18 protein-coding genes and 1 pseudogene are annotated in these 18638 nt (G+C 65.6%); 3 read left to right on the top strand and 16 right to left on the bottom strand.

What is annotated here, in order from left to right; all coding sequences use genetic code 11:
* Positions 1-8: 8 nt before the first annotated feature.
* Entirely contained in the window at positions 9-932 is a 924-nt protein-coding gene (locus ACT6UX_RS02405; RefSeq protein ID WP_444773534.1) for a serine/threonine dehydratase, read from the top strand.
* An 18-nt stretch (positions 933-950) separates the two neighbouring features.
* On the opposite strand, the gene ACT6UX_RS02400 is transcribed toward ACT6UX_RS02405, so the two are convergent.
* The 16 genes and pseudogenes from ACT6UX_RS02400 to ribA all read right to left on the bottom strand — a co-directional run bounded on the left by ACT6UX_RS02400 (position 951) and on the right by ribA (position 16684).
* Entirely contained in the window at positions 951-1529 is a 579-nt protein-coding gene (locus ACT6UX_RS02400; RefSeq protein WP_444773533.1) for a hypothetical protein, read from the bottom strand.
* 60 nt (positions 1530-1589) lie between these two features.
* Positions 1590-2147: a hypothetical protein gene (locus ACT6UX_RS02395; protein ID WP_444773532.1), complete on the bottom strand. Its 558-nt coding sequence runs from the start codon at positions 2145-2147 to the stop codon at positions 1590-1592.
* 18 nt (positions 2148-2165) lie between these two features.
* On the bottom strand, positions 2166-2570 hold the full coding sequence (locus ACT6UX_RS02390; RefSeq protein WP_444773681.1) for an oligopeptide/dipeptide ABC transporter ATP-binding protein: 405 nt from the start codon (positions 2568-2570) through the stop codon (positions 2166-2168).
* A 30-nt stretch (positions 2571-2600) separates the two neighbouring features.
* A pseudogene (locus tag ACT6UX_RS02385) lies at positions 2601-3107 on the bottom strand (ATP-binding cassette domain-containing protein); the annotation flags it as partial.
* 2 nt (positions 3108-3109) lie between these two features.
* Positions 3110-4093: an ABC transporter ATP-binding protein gene (locus ACT6UX_RS02380; protein WP_444773531.1), complete on the bottom strand. Its 984-nt coding sequence runs from the start codon at positions 4091-4093 to the stop codon at positions 3110-3112.
* Positions 4093-4932, bottom strand: coding sequence for an ABC transporter permease (locus tag ACT6UX_RS02375; RefSeq protein ID WP_444773530.1), 840 nt, complete (start codon positions 4930-4932; stop codon positions 4093-4095). The genes ACT6UX_RS02380 and ACT6UX_RS02375 overlap by 1 nt, the downstream gene beginning before the upstream one ends.
* Entirely contained in the window at positions 4932-5948 is a 1017-nt protein-coding gene (locus ACT6UX_RS02370; RefSeq protein ID WP_444773529.1) for an ABC transporter permease, read from the bottom strand. The genes ACT6UX_RS02375 and ACT6UX_RS02370 overlap by 1 nt, the downstream gene beginning before the upstream one ends.
* Positions 5933-7537, bottom strand: coding sequence for an ABC transporter substrate-binding protein (locus ACT6UX_RS02365; RefSeq protein WP_444773528.1), 1605 nt, complete (start codon positions 7535-7537; stop codon positions 5933-5935). The genes ACT6UX_RS02370 and ACT6UX_RS02365 overlap by 16 nt, the downstream gene beginning before the upstream one ends.
* Positions 7538-7594: 57 nt before the next feature.
* Positions 7595-8023 (bottom strand): PaaI family thioesterase, encoded by a 429-nt coding sequence (locus tag ACT6UX_RS02360; RefSeq protein WP_444773527.1) that lies wholly within the window; start codon positions 8021-8023, stop codon positions 7595-7597.
* Positions 8020-9033 carry a zinc-binding dehydrogenase gene (locus ACT6UX_RS02355; protein WP_444773526.1) on the bottom strand — a complete coding sequence of 338 codons (1014 nt, stop codon included), beginning with the start codon at positions 9031-9033 and terminating at the stop codon, positions 8020-8022. The genes ACT6UX_RS02360 and ACT6UX_RS02355 overlap by 4 nt, the downstream gene beginning before the upstream one ends.
* A 2-nt stretch (positions 9034-9035) precedes the next feature.
* Positions 9036-10550: a class I adenylate-forming enzyme family protein gene (locus ACT6UX_RS02350; protein WP_444773525.1), complete on the bottom strand. Its 1515-nt coding sequence runs from the start codon at positions 10548-10550 to the stop codon at positions 9036-9038.
* On the bottom strand, positions 10544-11635 hold the full coding sequence (locus ACT6UX_RS02345) for a M14 family metallopeptidase (protein WP_444773524.1): 1092 nt from the start codon (positions 11633-11635) through the stop codon (positions 10544-10546). The genes ACT6UX_RS02350 and ACT6UX_RS02345 overlap by 7 nt, the downstream gene beginning before the upstream one ends.
* A gap of 50 nt (positions 11636-11685) precedes the next feature.
* Positions 11686-12528 carry a VOC family protein gene (locus ACT6UX_RS02340; protein WP_444773523.1) on the bottom strand — a complete coding sequence of 281 codons (843 nt, stop codon included), beginning with the start codon at positions 12526-12528 and terminating at the stop codon, positions 11686-11688.
* Positions 12529-12720: 192 nt separating this feature from the next.
* Entirely contained in the window at positions 12721-14184 is a 1464-nt protein-coding gene (locus ACT6UX_RS02335) for a GH1 family beta-glucosidase (protein ID WP_444773522.1), read from the bottom strand.
* A gap of 83 nt (positions 14185-14267) precedes the next feature.
* On the bottom strand, positions 14268-15500 hold the full coding sequence (locus tag ACT6UX_RS02330; protein ID WP_444773521.1) for an ABC transporter substrate-binding protein: 1233 nt from the start codon (positions 15498-15500) through the stop codon (positions 14268-14270).
* A gap of 20 nt (positions 15501-15520) precedes the next feature.
* Positions 15521-16684: a GTP cyclohydrolase II gene (gene ribA, locus ACT6UX_RS02325; protein ID WP_444773520.1), complete on the bottom strand. Its 1164-nt coding sequence runs from the start codon at positions 16682-16684 to the stop codon at positions 15521-15523.
* Between the two features lie 104 nt (positions 16685-16788).
* Here ribA and ACT6UX_RS02320 point away from each other — a divergent pair, with 104 nt between their 5' ends.
* Positions 16789-17487, top strand: coding sequence for a response regulator transcription factor (locus ACT6UX_RS02320; protein WP_444773519.1), 699 nt, complete (start codon positions 16789-16791; stop codon positions 17485-17487).
* An 82-nt stretch (positions 17488-17569) separates the two neighbouring features.
* Positions 17570-18637 (top strand): diiron oxygenase, encoded by a 1068-nt coding sequence (locus tag ACT6UX_RS02315; protein WP_444773518.1) that lies wholly within the window; start codon positions 17570-17572, stop codon positions 18635-18637.
* Position 18638: the final 1 nt, after the last annotated feature.

Here is an 18638-nt window from a genome sequence, read left to right as displayed (position 1 = left end):
ACGTTCCCTTGATCGCCCGAACCGACATCGAGGCCGCCTGGGGCCTGATCCGTCCGCATGTGCGCCGCACCCCGGTCATTGCGCTCGCTGCCGGCTCGTTCGGTGTGACGGCGCCGTTGGCGCTGAAACTCGAATCGCTGCAAGTCAGCGGCTCGTTCAAGGGCCGCGGCGCCTTCCACAAGCTGCTTGCCTCCAAGGTGCCGGCTGCCGGAATCATCGCGGCCTCGGGCGGCAATCACGGCGCCGCCGCGGCCTATGCCGCCCGCGCCCTAGGCCACAAGGCCGAGATCTTCGTGCCGACCATCGCCGCGCCCGCCAAGGTCGCGCGGCTGCGCAGCTACGGCGCGGTCGTGAATCAGATCGGCGCCGTCTATGCCGAGGCGCGTGCCGCGTCCGAGAAGCGTGCGGCGGAAACCGGCGCGTTGATCGTGCCGGCCTATGAGGACGAGGTCGTGTTTGCCGGCGCCGGCAGTGTCGCGCTCGAATTCGCCGAACAGACCGAGTTCGACACGTTGCTGATCGCCGTCGGCGGCGGCGGCCTGATCGCCGGCTGCGCCGCCGCGATCGGCGCGGTGAAGAAGATCGTCGCCGTGGAGACCGAGGGTACGCCGACCCTGCACGAGGCACTGAAGGCCGGGAAGCCGGTCGACGTCGCGATCTCCGGGATCGCCGCCGACGCGCTGGGTGCGAGCCGTATCGGCACGCCCAACTTCGAGGTCGCCCGCACGCTGGTCCGCGACTCCGTGCTGGTTACAGACGAGGCGGTGCGCGAGACGCAGCGTGTGCTCTGGGACGAACTGCGCATCGTCGCCGAACCGGCGGGCGCGACCGGCCTCGCTGCGCTGCGTGCGGGCGCCTATCGTCCCGCACCGGGCGAACGCGTCGCTACGCTGATCTGTGGCGCCAACACCGATCCAGGCTCGGTAGCGTAGCCAAAAGCGTCGGCGGCGTTATTTGGCGGCCGGCTTCAGCGATACCAGATCGAGGGTGATCGTCTTGCCGGGCGTGCGCCAGTCGGGAAAGCTCTCCTTGACCGAGGCCGAAACGGCCGGTGCCCACCAATGGATGTCGCGGCGGTTCGACTCGGCCTTGCTTTCCTCGACGCGGAAAGCGTCGAAGGTGCCGGCCGGTACCGTGACCTTCTCGTAGGCCACGACGGTCATCGTCACGGTGGAGGTGTAGCTCTTGCCGTCGCGTCCGACGATGGTGACGGTATTCGTGATCTTGTTTCCGACCTTGAGCGGCCACAGTGCCTTGAGGTCCAGTCCTTTGGCGAAGGACTCGCCCTGTGCGTCGATGGAGCCGACGAGGCCGCCGTGCACGCGCAGCGTCTCGGTCTTGCCGTTGGAGAGGCTGGCGTACAGGCAGACGGTGCCGTCTTGCCCCGAGGCCGTGTTCACCTTCTCCAATCCGTCGCCCTTGTAGCTGAACTGGGTGCCGCTGGCCGGGCACTGGAAGGAGGCGGTCTGCGCGCAGACGCTGCCTGCGGCAAAGGTGGCGAACAGGGCTATCAGAGCAACCGACTTCATGGGCTTGATCCTCCGGGGGCTCGCGACTAAGCGCGCCGGAAGGCTTCAAGTCAAACCTGGCTACCGCGTGACCTCGGTCACCACCGCGCGGTTGGCCTTGCCGGCGCCGTCGCTGAAATCGTAGCGGATGGCGAACTTGTCGGCGGGCGAAATCCACCAGCGCGAGATGGTGCGCTGGCCCTTGTCGCCGGTCTCGTTCATCTCGATCAGGAAAGTATCGATCATCTTGTCGCCCGGCCCGGTGCGCCGCTCGTAGCGCGCCACCGCGAGCGTATAGGTCCAGGTGCCGCTGCCGACCCTGTAGCTTGCCTCGATCTTCTTGCCGACCTCGAGTGGCCACAGGCGCTCGGGACGCAGCGCCGCGATATAGGCGGTGAGGTCGGCGCCGTCGGCCGAGGGATTGTCGAACAGCAGTGCGCGCAGCTTGAAGGGTTTTCCGCCCACCCGGTCCATGAGGCAGTCCATGCCCTCCCGCCCGCGGACCACGACCTTGACCCCGCTGTCGTAGGTGAAGGTCGTACCCGGGTCGGGGCAGGCGAACGCCATGGTCTGGGCAGAGGCGGCACCGGAAAGGGTTGCGGCGACAAGCAGGGTGGCGAAGAAGGTGGGCAGTCTCATGGCCGGATCATAGCCCAGTCAGACGAAATGGCACGCCGCCTGGACGCCATTTCCCACCGCGCGCAACGCCGGCTTCTCGACCCGGCAGCGATCCTGGGCCATCGGGCAGCGTGAGTTGAAGGGGCAGCCGGGCGGCGGGTTCAGCGGGCTCGGCAACTCGCCCTGCAGCACCGTGCGCTGGCGCGCGCGCGCGAGCCGGGGGTTGGCGATCGGCGCCGCCGCCAGCAGGGCCCGCGTGTAGGGATGCCGCGGCTCGCGCCAGATCTGGTCGCGGCCACCGACCTCGAACAGCATGCCGAGATACATCACCGCCACCCGGTCGGCGATATGCTCGACCACGCTGAGATCGTGGCTGATGAAGAGATAGGAGACGCCGAACTGGCTCTTCAGGTCTTCCAGCAGGTTGATCACCTGGGCGCGCACCGAGACGTCGAGCGCCGAAACCGGTTCGTCGCAGATGATCAGCTTGGGGCTGAGTGCGAGCGCGCGGGCGATGCCGATGCGCTGGCGCTGGCCGCCCGAGACAACATGCGGCTAGCGCTGCTTGGCGTCGCTCGGCAGGCCGACCCAGCGCAGGAGCGTCTCGACCCGCTCGGCCGTGGCATCGGCCTTCCAGCCGGCGAGCGTCAGCGGCTGGGCCACGGAACGACCCACCGTCGAGCGCGGGTTCAACGATCCGTAAGGGTCCTGGAAAATCATCTGCACCTTGCGGCGCATGTTGGTGAGCTGTTCGCGATTGAGCGGCGCGATATCCACGCCTTCGACCAGGATCTCGCCCCCGGCGACGGGCACCAGCTTCATGATCGCCTTGCCCAGGGTGGACTTGCCGCAGCCAGATTCGCCCACGAGTCCCAGGGTCTCGCCGACCGCGAGGTCGAGGCTGACGCCGTTCACGGCGCGCACCACGCCGCCCGCGGTGTTGAACTGGACGCGCACGTCGCGCAGGGAAAGCAAGGACATGGTCAGGTCCTCTCGGCCGCGAAGCAGGCGACGAGGCGACCCGGGCCCGGAACCGTGAGGGCAGGCTTCTCGGTGAGGCAACGGTCCATCACCCGCGGGCAGCGCGGCGCGAAGGCGCACCCTTGGGGCAGGGCATTGAGCGGCGGCACCATGCCGGGAATATCGGCCAGCCGCTCGGCGCGCTCGGCGCCGGGCGTCGGCGTCGCGCCGATCAGGCCCACCGTGTAGGGATGCAGCGGGTTCTCGAACAGGTCGTCGACCGAGGCCTCCTCGACCTTGCGGCCGGCATACATGACCACGACCCGGTCGGCCGTCTCGGCCACCACGCCGAGATCGTGGGTGATGAAGATCATCGCCATCCCGGCATCGGCCTGCAGCTTCTTCAGGAGCGCCAGCACCTGGGCCTGCACCGTGACGTCGAGGGCCGTGGTCGGCTCGTCGGCGATCAGCACCGACGGGCTGCAGGCGATGGCCATGGCGATGATCACCCTCTGGCACATGCCGCCGGAGAGCTGGTGCGGGTAGGCGTCGAGGCGGCGGGCCGCGTCGGGCATGCCGACCAGCTCCAGCAGCTCGTGCGCCCGCACACGCGCCTGGCCGCGGCCGAGCTCGGTATGGGTCATCAGCACTTCGACGATCTGCTTCTCGACCGTGGCGACCGGGTTCAGCGAGCTGAGCGGGTCCTGGAAGATCATGCCGATCTCCTTGCCGCGGATGCCGAGCATGGTCTCCTCAGGCAGGGGCACGATGTCCCGTCCGTTGAGCTTCACCTGGCCGCCGACGATGCGGGCTGGCGGATCTGGCAGCAGCCGCATGATCGAGAGCGCCGACAGCGACTTGCCGCAACCCGACTCGCCGACCAGCGCCACGGTCTCGCCGGCGCCGACGGTGAGGCTGAGCCCGTCGACCGCCTTCATCTCGCCGCGGCGGGTGAAGAGCGTGGTGCGAAGGTCGGTGATTTCGAGAGGAAGGGCCGAGCCGATCATCACCGGTCCCTCAGCTTTGGATTGAGTGCGTCGTTCAACCCGTCGCCCACCAGGTTGAGGCAGAGCACGGTGATCATGATCGCAATGCCCGGGATGGCGCAGATGTACCAGGAGCTGCGGATGAGCTGGCGTCCGTCGCCGACCAGCCGGCCCCAGCTCGCGACGTTGGGATCGCCCAGCCCGAGGAAGGAGACGGCGGATTCGAACAGGATGGCGCCGGCCACGACCAGCGACGAGAGCACGATCACCGGGGGCAGGGCGTTGGGCAGGATTTCCGAGACGATGATCCGGAAGTCGCTCATGCCCATGGAACGGCAGGCCTGTACGAACTCGCGGTCGCGCAGCGACAGGAACTCGGCGCGCGTCATGCGCGCGATCGGCGTCCAGCTCACGATGCCGATGGCGATTACGATGTTGGTGAGCGTCGAGCCCAGGATGACCACGATGGTGAGCACGAAGATCAGGTTCGGGATGGTCTGGAACAGTTCGGCCGCGCGCATCGCGACCTCGTCGACCCAGCCGCCGAAATAGCCGGCGATGGCGCCGACGCCGACGCCGATGATCGTGGCGACCGCTGAGGCGAACAGGCCGATCAGAAGCGTCGCCCGCGCGCCGTGAACGATCATCGAGAGGATGTCGCGTCCCAGCGAATCGGTGCCCAGCGGGAATTCGGGGTCCTCGCCGGGCCACAGCTCGGGCAGGCCGACGATGCGCAGCGGATCGGTCGGGAAGAAGACCGAGGCGAAGACCGCCATCAGGGCGACGACCAGCATCAGGCAGGCGCCGATCAGGGCACCCCGATTGCGGGCGAAACGGCCAAGAAACTCGAAGCGTTGCATCAGCGGATCTCGATGCGCGGGTCGAGCCACATGTAGATGAGGTCGACCGCGATGTTGGCGGCGATGACGACCAGCGAGCCCAACACCATGATGCCGAGCACGACCGGATAGTTGCGCGAGCTCACGCTGTCGAACAGCAGCGAGCCGACGCCCGGCCAGCTGAACACGCTCTCGATCACGACGCTGCCGGCCAGCACGGTGCCCATCTGCACGCCGAGGATCGTGACCACCGGCAGCAGCGCGTTGCGCAGCACGTGATGGATCGTCACCTTGTTACGGCTGAGTCCCTTGGCGCGGGCGGTGCGCACGAAGTCGAGCTGTGCGACCTCGAGCATCGAGGAGCGCATGACGCGGGTATAGATCGCGGCATAGAACAGGCCGAGCGCCAGGGTCGGCAGGATCAGGTGATGCAGGATATCCAGCACGCCACCGGTGCCGCCGATCTTCATCATGCCGCCGACCGGTAGCCAGCCGAGCTTCACCGAGAACAAGACGATCATCATGATGCCGAGCCAGAAGCTGGGGGCGGCGTAGAAGAACATGGCGGCGACCGACACCAGGCTGTCCCAGAAGGTGCGCACCTTCATCGAGGCGACGACGCCCGCCGCCACGCCGATCGTGATCGCCAGCGTGATGCTCGACACCATCAGCAGGACCGTTGCCGGCAGATGAATCCAGATCGCCTGGATGACCGGCATGTTCTGGCGATAGGAGAAGCCGAAATCGAAATGCAGCAGCGCCCAGATGTATTTCAGCAGCTGCATCCAGACGGGATCTTCGAGCCCGTAGGTCTTGCGCAGCAGGGCAACCGTCGCCGGATCGCTCACCTGGTTCTCGGCCGTCATCAGCTCGAGGAAACTGCCTGGCGCCATCTGGATCAGGCAGAAGTTGATGATCACCACGCCCAGCATCAGCGGGACGGCCTGGACCAGCCGTCGCCGCAGGAGCCGCAGCGCCGCCGTTCGGCGGGCGGAGCCGCGAAGGGCGGGCGTCGGCGAGACTAGCTCGCCAGCCATAGGTCTCCCCAGCTTGCCGCGAGGAAGTTCGGGTCGTTCGAGTGGTTCTGCACCTTGGTGCTGGCCAGCGTGATCGACTCCAACTCGACCAGCGGCAGGAGCGGGGCTTCCTGCGCGATGATCTTCTGGAACTCGACGACCAGCGCCTTGCGCTTGGCCGGATCGGTCTCGACCTTGATGTTGGCGACCAGTTTGTCGACGTCGGGATTGGAATAGCCCGAGGCGTTGCGGAAGGGCACGCCCTTCAGGATGCCGTCGGTCGTGAAGTATTGCGTGGTCGACGGCACCGGTTCAGATGGGTTGGCCTGGTTGGAGATGGCCAGGTCGTAATCGTAGTCGGTGTAGATGCGCTTGAGCGAGGTCGGGCGATCGGGAACCGTGAGGTTGATGCCGACACCGACATCCTCCAGCGCCTGCTTCACATAGGCGCCGACCTTGCCGTTCTCCTGGAACCAGCCCGCCGAGAGCAGGTTCAGGGTGAAGCGCTTGCCGTCGGCCTTCTTCGGGAAACCGGCCGCATCGAGCAGGGCGGCTGCCTTCTTCGGATCGAAGCCGGTCTTGAACACATCGGCAGTGTAGAACTCCTTGTTGGGGGAGTAGATCGGGCTCGTGCCCGGCCGCGCATAGCCGTAGTAGACCGTCTTGGCGATGAACTCGCGATTGATGGCATGGAACATGGCCTGCCTGACCTCGCGCTTGGCGAAGACCGGATTGCGCATGTTGCATTCGAGCGTCGTCGACCAGACCGCCTCCTCATAGCCCTTGGGCGTGGCGACGAACCTGCCGGTTCCAGTCAGGCGCTTGATGTCGGGCGGCGCGACGGGATTGAACACGCCGATATGGATGTCGCCCGCTTCCATCGCCGCGGCGCGGCCGGCCGGATCACGCACGTAGCGGATGATCAGGCGGTCGAGATAAGGCTCGTCCTTCTTCCAGTAGTTCTCGTTCTTCACATACTCGAAGTGGCTGCCGCGCACCCACTCCTTGAACTTCCAGGGACCGGTGGCGATCGGCGCATTGTTCGCCGGATTGGTGACCGGGTCGCTGCCGGCATAGATGTGCTTCGGCACGATATAGGCGACCGGGGAGCACAGGGTCGACGCGAAGAAGAACTCCGGCGTCGGATTGTTGTACTTGAAGACGACTGTCTCGGCGTCCGGCGACACGATGCCTGCGAAGTCGGTGAGCGCCGATGCGACCGCATACTTCTTCCAGATCTCAGCGACGGAATAGACGATGTCGTCGACCGTCATGTCCTTGCCGTCATGGAACTTCACGCCCTTGCGGATCTTCACCGTGTAGGATTTGAAGTCAGCTGACGGCTTCCACGATTCGGCCAGTACGCCTTCGAACGTGCCGTCCATGTTGCGCTTGGCCAGCCGCTCGAAAAGCTTGGAGGAAGAGAAAGTCGGGCTCGACCCGCCGCCGGCCGGCACGTAGCAGGCTTGCGGTTCGCCGCCGCCCCAGGTCGCCACCAGCGTGCCGCCCCGCTTGGGCGTGCCCTGTGCGAACGATCCCCGGGATGTGCCGACCACGCCGGCGGCAAAGACACCCGCGCCGAACACGCGGCGTGAAACCTTGATCGTCATGACACCCTCCGTTCCCCAAATCCCACGTCAGACGAAGCAAACTTCATACCGTGTGGTCTAAGCCTGCAGCGTCGAATAGGTCGCGCGGCCAATCGCCAGCAGCACCATCTTGTCGTTGAAGACGTCGACGTCGACGACGCCGACGCTCTTGCCATTGCGGCGGACCGTGGCGGTCGTGATGAGCTTGGTCTTGATCGCGGGCCGCAGATAGTCGACGCGGAAGTTGATGGTCGGCAGGCCGCGGCGCAGCGCCATGATCAGCGCATAGTCGCCGACCGTGTCGATGATCGCCGCGATCGGCCCGCCGTGCCACTGGCCCGTGCCCTTGCCGCGCTCGAATTCGGGGCGCATCTCGCATTCCATCGTGACGCGTTCCTTCGCCGGGTCCGCTTCGGTGACCTTGAGGCCCAGGAAGGAAATGAACGGCGAATGATCGAGCATCGCCTGCAGTTCGGCGTCGCTCAGGGGCTGGAGCTTGTCGCTCATGGTGCCACCACGATCTTGCCGAACACTTCGCGGTCCTCGATCACGCGCAACGCCTCGCGCGCCTCGGATAGCGGGAAGACCTTGTCGACCAGCACCTTGAGCTTGCCGCTCTGCACCAGTTCGAGGAGCTTCTCGATGTCGGTGCGCATCCAGCCGTTGGAGCCCAGCACCTTGAGCTCGAAAGTCCAGATGAAGCGGATGTCCTCGGTCGGCGCATAGCCGGCCGTGGCGCCGCAGGTCAGCAGGCGACCGCCGACCTTCAGCGTCTTCAGCGATTTCACCCAGGTGTCGCCACCGGTGTAGTTGACGACGACATCGACGCCCTGGTCGGTGCCATTGCCGCGCCGTGTCGGCTTGCCGTACATCGCGAAGATTTCCTTCATGAAATCCTTCTCGACGTAGTTGATCGTCTTGTCGGCGCCGAGTTCGGCCAGGCGCTGGGCCTTGGCGTCGGTGCCGGCGCAGGCGATCACTTCGCAGCCGGCCAGCTTGGCGAGCTGCAGGCAGCAGACGCCGACGCCGCCCGAGGCGCCGAGGATCAGGACCTTCTCGCCCTTGGCGACATGGCCGTTGGTCACCATCATGCGCAGCGCCGTGCCGTAGGCCACGGGAAGGGCCGCGGCATCGGCATAGCTCACGCCGTCGGGAATCTTGATCAGCTGGTGGGCGCGCGCCTTGCACAGTTCGGCCAGGCCGCCATGTACCGTCTCGCCCATCAGGCCGCCCTCGACCCGGTTGATCGGATCGACCAGGACGCGGTCGCCCTTCTTCCATCCGGTGACACCGGGACCGACCTCGGCGATCTCGCCGGCGACGTCGAGACCCATGATCGCGGGCATCGGCACCTTGATGCCGGGCATGCCGCGGCGGGTGAAGACGTCGTGATAGTTCAGCGACGAGGCCTTCACCGCGACGATGACGTCGCCCTCGCCGGGCGTCGGATCGGGGAAGTTGGTTTCGAAGACGAGGCGGTCCGGTCCACCATGTTCACGGACGACGGCAGCTTTCATTTTTATACTTCTCCAGTTGGGATCTGCTTGGCGAGCACGCGCTTGTCGATCTTGTTGGTGCCGGCGAGCGGCATCTCGTCGACGAACAGCACGCGTCGCGGATGCTGGTAGGCCGGCGCATTGGCCAGCGCATAGGTCTTCACCGCCTGCTCGTCGAGTTCGGTGCCGGCCGCCCTGACGACGAAGGCGATCGGCTTGTGGCCCTTGAGTTCGTCGGGAACCGGAATCACCGCAGCCTGGTGGATGCCGGGATGCCGTTCGAGCATCTTCTCGACCTCGCCGGGATAGATGTTCTCGCCGCCGCACACGAACATGTCGTCGACCCGGCCCACGAAATAGAAGAAGCCGTTCTCGTCGCGCCGGAAGACGTCGCTGGTCCGATAGAAGCCGTCGGGCGTCATCACCTCGGCAGTCTTGGCGGGCAGCTTGTGATAGTGCGTCATCAGCGCGCCGCACTTCATCTCGAGCGCGCCTTCGTCCTGCACTTCCTTGTCGTCCCGCACGAGGCGCAGCTGCACGGCGGGATGCGGATAGCCGGTCGAGAGTTCGGGCTGGGGCAGTCCCTCGGGATGCGGGCCGAACACGACGGGGCCGGCCTCGGTCGTGCCATAGCCGTTGCTGATGGCGGCCTTGGGGAACACCTGTCGCACCTGGTCGATCAGCGACTGGGTGATCGGCGCCGAACCCATGCGGACGGCCTCGACGGCAGAGAGGTCGTTGTCCGCCAGAAGCTCGCGCTCGCGCAACATCATCGCGATCATGGTCGGCACCGAGGTGAGGAAGGCGACGCGATGCTTGGCGGCGGCCTCGATGTAGCCGCGGGTCGTGAACTGCGGCAGCAGCACCACGGTGTCGCCGTGCGAGAAGGTGGTCTGGCACATGGCCAGGCCGTTCATGTGATAGAGCGGCGCCGCCACGAGCGCGCGCTGGCCGAGCGGCGCCGGCCGGCGCACGCGCTGGCTGATCGCCCAGAGATGGGAGTAGTGCGAGAGCACGACGCCCTTGGGCCGGCCCGTCGAACCCGACGTGTAGAGGAACATCGCCGGTTCCTCGGGCTTCATCGGGAGCGGCGTGAACGGTCCCTCTTCAGACAAGCCCGTGTCGAGCAGGCTCTCGAAGTCCCGGTCGAAGGAGAGTTTCGGCACGTCGTCGGGCGCCAGCGGCAGCCGCGCATCGTCGCCGATCACCAGCTTGGCGTCGCAATCGCCCACGACATAGGCAACGGTCTCGGCCGGCAGCTTGTAGTTCACCGGAACGGACACGAGGCCAGCCTGCATCGTGCCAAGGAAGGTCAGCAGGAATTCGGCGCGGTTGGCCGAGAGGATCGCGACCCTGTCGCCGCGTTGCAGGCCGCGCTTCAGCAGACCGCGCGCGACGGCGCCGCTCAGCCGCAGAATGTCGCCATAGGTGTAGCTGCGCTCGCTGCCGTTGCCGCCCGCGTCGATCAGCGCCACGCTGTCGGCCGGCACGTCGCGCGAAATTGCGTCGCCCTGGTTGTCGTACTTGATCGTCACCATGATGCGAGTCCCGAAAGTGCCTGGTCGGTGAGCTTCAGCCCGTAGTCGAGCGTGTCCTTGCGCCATTGACCGTCGAAGGGGCAGAAGGCGTCCATCATGTCGGCCTGCAGGGTGGCGCGGATATCGGAGTCGAGCCCGTGCTGGCGCCGCAGCCACTGGTCGAGCCGCAGCACCCGACGCATGTTGACGCCACGCGTGCCGAACTCGATCACCGCGCCGCACATGTCGCGATTGCCGAGGAAGCGCTGCACGCCGTGGAAGACCAGGCCGGTATAGTTCGGCCGCTCCATGCCGTGGGGCCGCACGCCGTCGACATTGTCCTTGCCCCACCAGTCGCAGGCGCGCGCGAACAGTGGGCCGGCGGGATCGTTGAAGCAGAGGAAGAACGGCTTGCCGTATTCGCCGATGCCGGTGTGCCAGTCGATGAAGGCAACGCGCTCGGCGTCGGCCAGCGTTTCGGCGACGATGGTCTCGAGAGTCCGGTTGGACCATTCGCGATCCTTGCCGCCGAACATCAGCCCGTCCTGATGCTCGTACTGACCGCGCGCCAGCGTATCGAACAGCACGTCGCGGCCCTTGCTCTCGGCGAAGCGGTCGAGCACGCCGGCGACCCGCTCATTCTCCGCGTCGGTCCATTCGCGGATCAGGAGGTCGGCGTGAAGCGTTTCGTAATGGGGGTTGGCGGGCGCCGCTCCGGCATTGCGATCGATGAAATTACGGTTGAGGTCGACGTTGTTCTCGGTCGTGCGCGTGAAGTGCGCGAAGCCGTAGGGATTGAGCCCATGGACCAGCACCACGCCGAGTCCGGCGGGCAGCCGTGCCGGACCGCCCGAGCCCAGCCAGCCGATCTGCACGGCCGAGCCGGAGAAGCCCTCCTGGCCATGCGTGCCGCTCAGGAACAGCGCCTGGCGGGGCGCCTTGCGGTCGCCGAAGCACGCGACGTCGATCGCCAGAGGGCCGCCGTCGGGCGCCTTCCTTGCGGGATGCAGGAACGACCGTACTTCGCCCTGCGCGGCCGTCGCCGCCTTGAGAAACTTCGCGCGCGCGTTGGCATAGCTTGCCGCGAAGCAATCATAATATTCCATAGTGTCCCTTCTCGGCCGCTCCCCAGCAGCCCCGACGACCGTCCGTCAGCCTATTCGATGAACTCCAGCACCGCGTTCAACGCCTGCTTGGCCGGCACGACGACCCGCCCCGCACTCTGCGTCACGCCGCTGATCTTGCCATCCTGCAAGGCACGTGCCGCCTTGGCCGCCGACAGCGTGCGGAAAGTGAGTCCGGCCATATAGGCCGTGCGGCCCTCGGCATCCGGCGCGGCATCGCCGAACTGCGCCTTGAGCTCGTCCTCGGTCACGATGTCGACACGCGAATTTCCGACCACGACCGACTTGCCACCCTTGATGTCGCGGACGGCTTCCGGCCCGAACATGTCGGCATAGAGCTTCGAGGCCGCTGCGGGATCCGGCTCGACGATCAGGAAGCGCACGATGGCGACCGTACCGTTGGCATGATGGCGCCACTCGTCGCGCCACACCACGTCGCGCGTGAAGTGGTGACAGTAGTAGACGCGGCCGTAGGGCACGACGCCGGCCTTCATGCGGACGGTGCGGAAGCGCGCATCGCGCATCTCGTCGCCGACCTTCACGGGGCGGGTGAACTCGACGGGCGGATCGACGGGGACGCCCGCCTTGCTGAGCGCTTCGTAGGTGACGGCGGAATCTTCAGCGCCGAAGACGAGACCGTTCAGTCCGAAGGGAAAGGTGAGCAGGTCGAGGCGCCCCGACGACGCGTCCTTCGGGATGGCGATCAGCTCGAGATAGTCGGTACCGAACATGGCGAGATGGTTCATCGAACCCAGCGAATGATAGCCGCGTTCGGTGAGCGAGAAGCCCAGTCGCGTATAGACATCCGCCGCGTGATCCATGTCGTCGCGGGCGTTGATGACCACATGGTCGAGCGTCGCTACGGGCAGCTTCATTTCATAATCCCCTTCGCCGTTCACACCGTCACCCATATTGGCATAGCGGGCACGTCAGGAATTCTAATATTAGACGCCGATGCTTTCTTGTACGAAAAAGGTTTCCAAGTTTCGCAAGAGATAAGGAAATGAAATCCTATTTCCGTGTCTTCTCGATCAACCCTGTCTTGTGGCCTGCGATTTGCTGCGTCCTCATGCCAACGCGTTGCGCGAAATGAGTTCGCGATAGAAGTTGGCGCTGAGCTTGGGCGTTCGCTTCTGCGTGGCGTAATCGACACGCACGATACCGAATCGCGTCGCGTACCCGTCGGCCCATTCGAAATTGTCGAGCAGGCTCCACAGGAAATAACCGCGCACCGGAATGGCCTCGGCGGTCGCGCGCTGCAGGTGCATCAGACAGTTCCGCAGATACATCACGCGATCGACGTCGTAGACCGTGCCGTCCGGCGTCGGCTCGTCGGCCGCCGACGCGCCGTTCTCGGTGATGAAGATGTCCTTCACCTGCCAGAGGCGGGCGGCATGGCGCGGTGCCCAGTACAGCACCTCCGGCCCCAGCAGCAGCCACGACGAGGCCATGTGCGGATGCGACGACGGGAACGGCACCGAGGTGAAGCCCGGCGCCGCCTCGCTCGCGAGCACGTACTGGCTGGGCGCATAGACGTTGAGGCCGACGAAATCGACCTTGCTCGAGATGATCTTCAGCTCCGCGTCGGTGAAACGGGGCGCGTCGCGGCCTGTCTTCGCCAGATAGGCGTCGGTGTAGTGGCCCTCCATCATCACGGTGAGATAGGGAGCGTTCAACTCGCGCGTCGCCTGCTCGGCGGCCTTGATGTTCTCGGCCGTTTCAACGGCGGGCAGTGCCGTGGCGATATTCTCGGCCGGGCCCACCTTCGTGCCACGCCGTCCGTTGGCGCGCACCGCCTGCACGGCGAGACCATGCGCCAGCACGGCGTGGTGACGGACCTGGTTCAACCGGGCGGGCGGCAGCTTGAGGCCCGGCGCGAAGTTGCCGGTCTCGTACCCCTGCTCGACGAAGGTCTGCATCTCGTTGATCGTGAAGACCTGGCGCACGCGATCGGTGAGCCGGCTTGCGACGTAGGCCGCGTAGTCGCCGAACGCCTGGGCGGTGTCGCGCGACTCCCACCCGCCGCGGTCCTGCAGTGCCTGAGGCAGGTCCCAATGATAGAGCGTCGCGAACGGCTCGATGCCGGCGGCGAGCAATTCGTCGACCAGCCGGTCGTAGAAATCGAGCCCCTTGGGATTTGCGGTCCCCGTGCCTTCTGGAAAGACGCGCGGCCAGGCGATCGAGAAGCGATAGGTGCGGGCGCCGATCGACTTCATCAGCGCCACGTCTTCCTTGTAGCGATGGTAGTGGCCGACGCTGACATCACCGGTGGAGCCGTCGCGGATTCGACCCGGCTCCCGGGTGAAGGTGTCCCAGATCGATGAACCCCGGCCGTCTTCGTGAGCGGCGCCCTCGACCTGATAGGCGGAGGTCGCGGTGCCCCAGCGGAAGCCTGCGGGAAAGCCCGCCGGGCGGCCCGGACCTTGCGCATTCCTGGGGGCGGTGTGGGCCGATCCATAGGCTGTCGCGGCAAGGGCTGCCGCACCCGCCGCGGTGAGCAGGGCGCGGCGGCTGTTCAGTTTGAGAGGCATGGGGTGAAGCGGCTCCGGTCGGTCACGGACCGTACGGAAGCATCCCCCATGCCATTCCACCCTGCACGGGCGGGTTCCGGTTTTCAGGCGCTTTCGTTACTCAGCACGTCGCCAAACAGCTTCCACGTCTCGCCGTCGAAGGCGGAGAGGCGTACCGACTGGATGGGATAGAAGTCCGTCGGACTGGTGTTGATCGTGATGCCCGGCAGCAGCATCGGCACCACCAGGCCCTTCATGCTGGCGGCCTGCTTCATCAGGTTCTCGCGCGTGAGGTTGTCGCCGCAGGCCTCGAGGCAGTGCCGCATCGTGGCGGAGACGGCATAGGCGTAGGTGTTGCCCGAGTCGGCGGGATTGGCGTCGGGCAGGTACTTCTTCATCCACGCGTCCCATTCCTTGTAGTCCGCGTCGTTGACCCACTGCCTGTCGGTCGCGTCCTTGAGATAGGACGCGGTGATGATGCCCTTGCTGTTGTCGAAGCCGGCGGGCTTCAGCACCGCGGCCACCGAGGCCGAGACGTTGGCGAGATACTGGTCGGGTTTCCAGCCGAGGTCGGCCACCTTGCGGATGGCCTGCGCCGCCGCCTTGGGCGCGCAGTCGTTGAAGAAGACGTTGGCGCCGGAGCTCTTGATCTGGATGATCTGGCTGTCGACGGTCGGGTCGGTGACTTCATAGCTCACCTTGGCGGTGACGTACTTTTCGTTCTCCTTGCCGAGGCCCGCCAGGAAGCCGCCGCTGTAATCCTTACCTGAATCATCGTTCTGGTAGATGATGCCGATGCGCAGGTCCTTGAGATTGTCCTTGTGCTTGGCCAGCACGTGCTTGGCATAGATCGCCGCCTCGGTGTGATAGTCCGGCTGCCAGCCCATGGTCCACGGGAAGTGTTTCGGATCGCCCCACTTGGACGCGCCCGTCGCCACGAAGAGTTGCGGCACCTTCTTCTGGTTCAGGTACTTCTGCACGACCGTGTTGGTCGGCGTGCCGAGCAACTGGAAGATCGCGTAGACCTTGTCGTCCTCGACCAGCTTGCGGACCATTTCGACGGTCTTGGGCGGCGAGAAGCCGTCATCGTAGGTGATGAAGTTGATCTTGCGGCCGTTGATGCCGCCCTGGTCGTTCACCATCGTCCAGTAGGCCGCGATCGCCTTGCCGATCGTGCCGTAGGCCGAGAGCGGCCCGCTATAGGGATTGGTGTGGCCGAGCTTGATCTCCTTGTCGGTGACTCCCGGATCGTACTTCTTCTGGGCACTTGCGATGTAAGGGGAGAACGCGAACGCAGCACTACCAGCCGCGAAAACGCGGCGACGCATCTTGGTCATGTTTCCTCCAGTCGTCGTTATTAGAGCAGGTGACCTGCTCGCTCCGCCTTGGTGCGAAGATAGTTCTCGTTGTGCCCGTTGGACGGGAAGGAATGCGGGACCCGTGCCGCGACCTCGATGCCGTAACGTTCGAGCTGGGCGATCTTCTCGGGATTGTTGGTCATCAGCCGCACGCGCTGGATGCCCATGCGGGAGAGCATCGTGGCGGCCGGCGCATAGATGCGTTCGTCGGCGTCGAAGCCGAGCTGCTCGTTGGCGTCGATCGTGTCGAACCCGTCGTCCTGCAGCTCGTAGGCACGCAGCTTGTTGACGAGCCCGATGCCGCGGCCTTCCTGCGCCAGATACAGAAGCACGCCCGATCCCTGCCGGGCGATCTCGGCGATGGCGCTGCGCAGCTGGACGCCGCAATCGCAGCGCAGCGAGCCCAGCAGGTCACCGGTGAAACACTCCGAATGGAGCCGGATCAGGACGGGCTCGGTCGGATCGATCTCGCCGACCACGATGGCGAGATGCTCCTTGCCGCCGTCGCTGGGACGCCAGGCGAGGATGCGGGCATTCTCGGCCCCCTCGAGCGGCACATGTGCCTGCGCGACCTGCTGCAACGTGCGCGACGCGGTTTCCTCGTAGGCCGACACGTCGGCGGCGTCGACATAGACGAGATCCTGCTCGCGCGCCCAGTCGCGCCGCTTGTTGCCCGGATCCCGGGTCAGCGGCCCGAGCGCGACCGCCGGCAGCAGGCGCGACAGCTTGGCGAGCTCGATCGCCGCCTGCGCAATGCCGGGGGCGTGGCTGGCGACCGGACGGGACAGGTGGCGCAGGGCGACGTGACGGCCGGTCCGGTCGCTCTCGTGCGGGCGCAGGATGACGTCGACGGGCACGCCTTCCGGCAGGTCGATGGTGATCGGCTTGTTGGTCTCGCCCATGCCGCCCGCGATGTGTGGGGGTATTTCCATGCCGATGGCCTCGGCCCGGCGCCGCGTCGTGACCAGGACCGGCGGGTTCTGGGCGAGGCCCTGCAAGCGCTGGAGGGCCCGCGGGCCGCAGGATTCGGCCGCAATCACCAGGCCGCCGGCTCCGTCCTCGCCGCGCAGTACGACGATTCCGCCGCGGCGAAGCTCCGCCATGGCGCGTTCGACGGAAGCGACTGCAGCCGCGCTGCGGGAGTGGGCCGGGTTGGAATTCATGACTCTTGGTATCACGCCACGGGATTTCGCCGAAGTGAACCACTTTTGTGCCCAGATCGTACCGGATAGAGTAAATTTCGAGATGGCTGACAGGTAAACAACGCATGTCCGTGAACAATCGTGGCAAGAAGATCCTGTTGGTCGACGACGATCAGGCGTTGCGCACGGTGCTCGCCGAGCAGCTCGATCTCTACGATGGGTTCACGACCATCCAGGTCAGCACCGCGGCGGAAGGGCTGGAGAAGGCCAAGCTCGTCCACTACGACGCCATTCTGCTCGACATCGGCCTCCCTGACATGGACGGACGCGAACTCTGCAAACTGATGCGCCGCGAAGGTGTGCGCGCGCCCATCATCATGCTGACCGCGGCCGACAGCGACGCCGACACGATCCTGGGCCTGGAATCCGGCGCGAACGACTATGTGACCAAGCCGTTCCGAATCAACGTCCTGCTGGCGCGTTTGCGCGCCCATCTGCGCCAGCACGAGCGCAGCGAGGATGCCGTCATGACGATCGGCCCCTATGAATTCCACCCCGCGGGCAAGTTGCTGATGGAGAAGGGCGGGAAGAAAAAGGTCCGCCTGACCGACAAGGAAGCCTCGATCCTGAAGTACCTGTTCCGGGCTGGCGACCGGCCGGTTGCCCGCGACATCCTGCTGAACGAGGTCTGGGGCTACAATGCCGGCGTGACGACCCATACGCTGGAAACCCACATCTACCGCTTGCGCCAGAAGATCGAGCGGGACCCGGCCAGCGCCGCGATCCTGGTCACTGACCGCGGCGGCTACCGGCTCCAGCCCTGACAGTCGGGGGCTTGCCAATACGTGAACGAGGCGTCATCTTTTCGGCAAGCAATAGCGAAATCCGCCCTGGGAGGGTGATGCCATGACCACGCAACGGATCTACGCCCTGCCCGTCGAATTGACTCAGTGGAAGTTCGACGGCGCGACCGACCTCCTGTTCAACTGGGAATATGACGACGGTTCGGCGCCGCTGCTCGAGCTCTATGAAAAGGGCAAGCAGCAGCAGTGGGATGCCAGCACGCGGCTGGACTGGTCGCTCGAACTCAATCCCGACAATCCGATGGAGCTGAAGGACGAGGCGATCTCGATCTGGGGCACCGATCACTGGAACAAGATGACCGAGAAGGAGCGCAGCTGGCTCCGGCTCCATCTCCAGGCCAACTCGATCTCGCAGTTCATGCATGGCGAGCAGGGCGCGCTGATCGCCACCGCCAAGATCGTCGGCACCGTTCCCGACATGAACGCCAAGTTCTATGCCGCCACCCAGGTGATGGACGAGGCGCGTCACGTCGAGGCCTACAAGCGGCTGCTGCACGAGAAGTTCAAGGTCGCCTACCCGATCAACAAGGCGCTGCAGACCTTGCTCGAGCAGACCCTGACCGACCGCCGCTGGGACATGACCTATCTCGGCATGCAGGTGCTGATCGAGGGCTTGGCGCTCGCCGCCTTCCAGTCGATCCGCGACAAGGCCGGCAACACGCTGGCCGGCGCGGTGAACGCCTATGTCATGCAGGACGAGGCGCGCCATGTCTCGTTCGGGCGACTGGCGCTGCGCGAATACTATCCGCATCTGTCGGAGGCCGAGCGCGACGAGCGCGAGGAGTTCGTGGTCGAGGCGCTCTACTTCATGCGCGACCGCTTCAATCAGTCCGAAGTCTGGGAGCGGCTCGGCCTGCCGGCCAAGGTCCTGGACGACATCCACTACAATTCCAAGCAGATGCAGTCCTTCCGCGGCCGCCTGTTCAGCCGCGTCGTGCCGACCGTGAAGGATATCGGCCTGTGGGGTCCGCGGGTGCAGAAGGCCTTCGCCGACATGGGCGTGATGGACTACGCCAAGATCGATGTCGCCGAGGTTCTCGCCAACGACGGCAAGGTGGCCGAGGAGTTCGACAAGAAGATGTTCGTCGAAAAGGCGATCGCGACGGCGTAGG

This window comes from Reyranella sp. (assembly GCF_052439685.1).
Taxonomy (GTDB): Bacteria; Pseudomonadota; Alphaproteobacteria; order Reyranellales; family Reyranellaceae; genus Reyranella.
The sequence above is the reverse complement of the archived record's forward strand: the minus strand, read 5'-3'. Positions and strand labels throughout refer to the sequence as shown.

What these genes read in the sequence shown, in the direction of transcription:
- ACT6UX_RS02400 (WP_444773533.1), bottom strand. Translation starts at nt 1,529, where the DNA reads ATGAAGTCGGTTGCTCTGATAGCCCTGTTCGCCACCTTTGCCGCAGGC.
- ACT6UX_RS02395 (WP_444773532.1), bottom strand. Translation starts at nt 2,147, where the DNA reads ATGAGACTGCCCACCTTCTTCGCCACCCTGCTTGTCGCCGCAACCCTT.
- ACT6UX_RS02380 (WP_444773531.1), bottom strand. Translation starts at nt 4,093, where the DNA reads ATGATCGGCTCGGCCCTTCCTCTCGAAATCACCGACCTTCGCACCACG.
- ACT6UX_RS02375 (WP_444773530.1), bottom strand. Translation starts at nt 4,932, where the DNA reads ATGCAACGCTTCGAGTTTCTTGGCCGTTTCGCCCGCAATCGGGGTGCC.
- ACT6UX_RS02370 (WP_444773529.1), bottom strand. Translation starts at nt 5,948, where the DNA reads ATGGCTGGCGAGCTAGTCTCGCCGACGCCCGCCCTTCGCGGCTCCGCC.
- ACT6UX_RS02365 (WP_444773528.1), bottom strand. Translation starts at nt 7,537, where the DNA reads ATGACGATCAAGGTTTCACGCCGCGTGTTCGGCGCGGGTGTCTTTGCC.
- ACT6UX_RS02360 (WP_444773527.1), bottom strand. Translation starts at nt 8,023, where the DNA reads ATGAGCGACAAGCTCCAGCCCCTGAGCGACGCCGAACTGCAGGCGATG.
- ACT6UX_RS02355 (WP_444773526.1), bottom strand. Translation starts at nt 9,033, where the DNA reads ATGAAAGCTGCCGTCGTCCGTGAACATGGTGGACCGGACCGCCTCGTC.
- ACT6UX_RS02350 (WP_444773525.1), bottom strand. Translation starts at nt 10,550, where the DNA reads ATGGTGACGATCAAGTACGACAACCAGGGCGACGCAATTTCGCGCGAC.
- ACT6UX_RS02345 (WP_444773524.1), bottom strand. Translation starts at nt 11,635, where the DNA reads ATGGAATATTATGATTGCTTCGCGGCAAGCTATGCCAACGCGCGCGCG.
- ACT6UX_RS02340 (WP_444773523.1), bottom strand. Translation starts at nt 12,528, where the DNA reads ATGAAGCTGCCCGTAGCGACGCTCGACCATGTGGTCATCAACGCCCGC.
- ACT6UX_RS02335 (WP_444773522.1), bottom strand. Translation starts at nt 14,184, where the DNA reads ATGCCTCTCAAACTGAACAGCCGCCGCGCCCTGCTCACCGCGGCGGGT.
- ACT6UX_RS02330 (WP_444773521.1), bottom strand. Translation starts at nt 15,500, where the DNA reads ATGACCAAGATGCGTCGCCGCGTTTTCGCGGCTGGTAGTGCTGCGTTC.
- ribA (WP_444773520.1), bottom strand. Translation starts at nt 16,684, where the DNA reads ATGAATTCCAACCCGGCCCACTCCCGCAGCGCGGCTGCAGTCGCTTCC.
- ACT6UX_RS02320 (WP_444773519.1), top strand. Translation starts at nt 16,789, where the DNA reads ATGTCCGTGAACAATCGTGGCAAGAAGATCCTGTTGGTCGACGACGAT.
- ACT6UX_RS02315 (WP_444773518.1), top strand. Translation starts at nt 17,570, where the DNA reads ATGACCACGCAACGGATCTACGCCCTGCCCGTCGAATTGACTCAGTGG.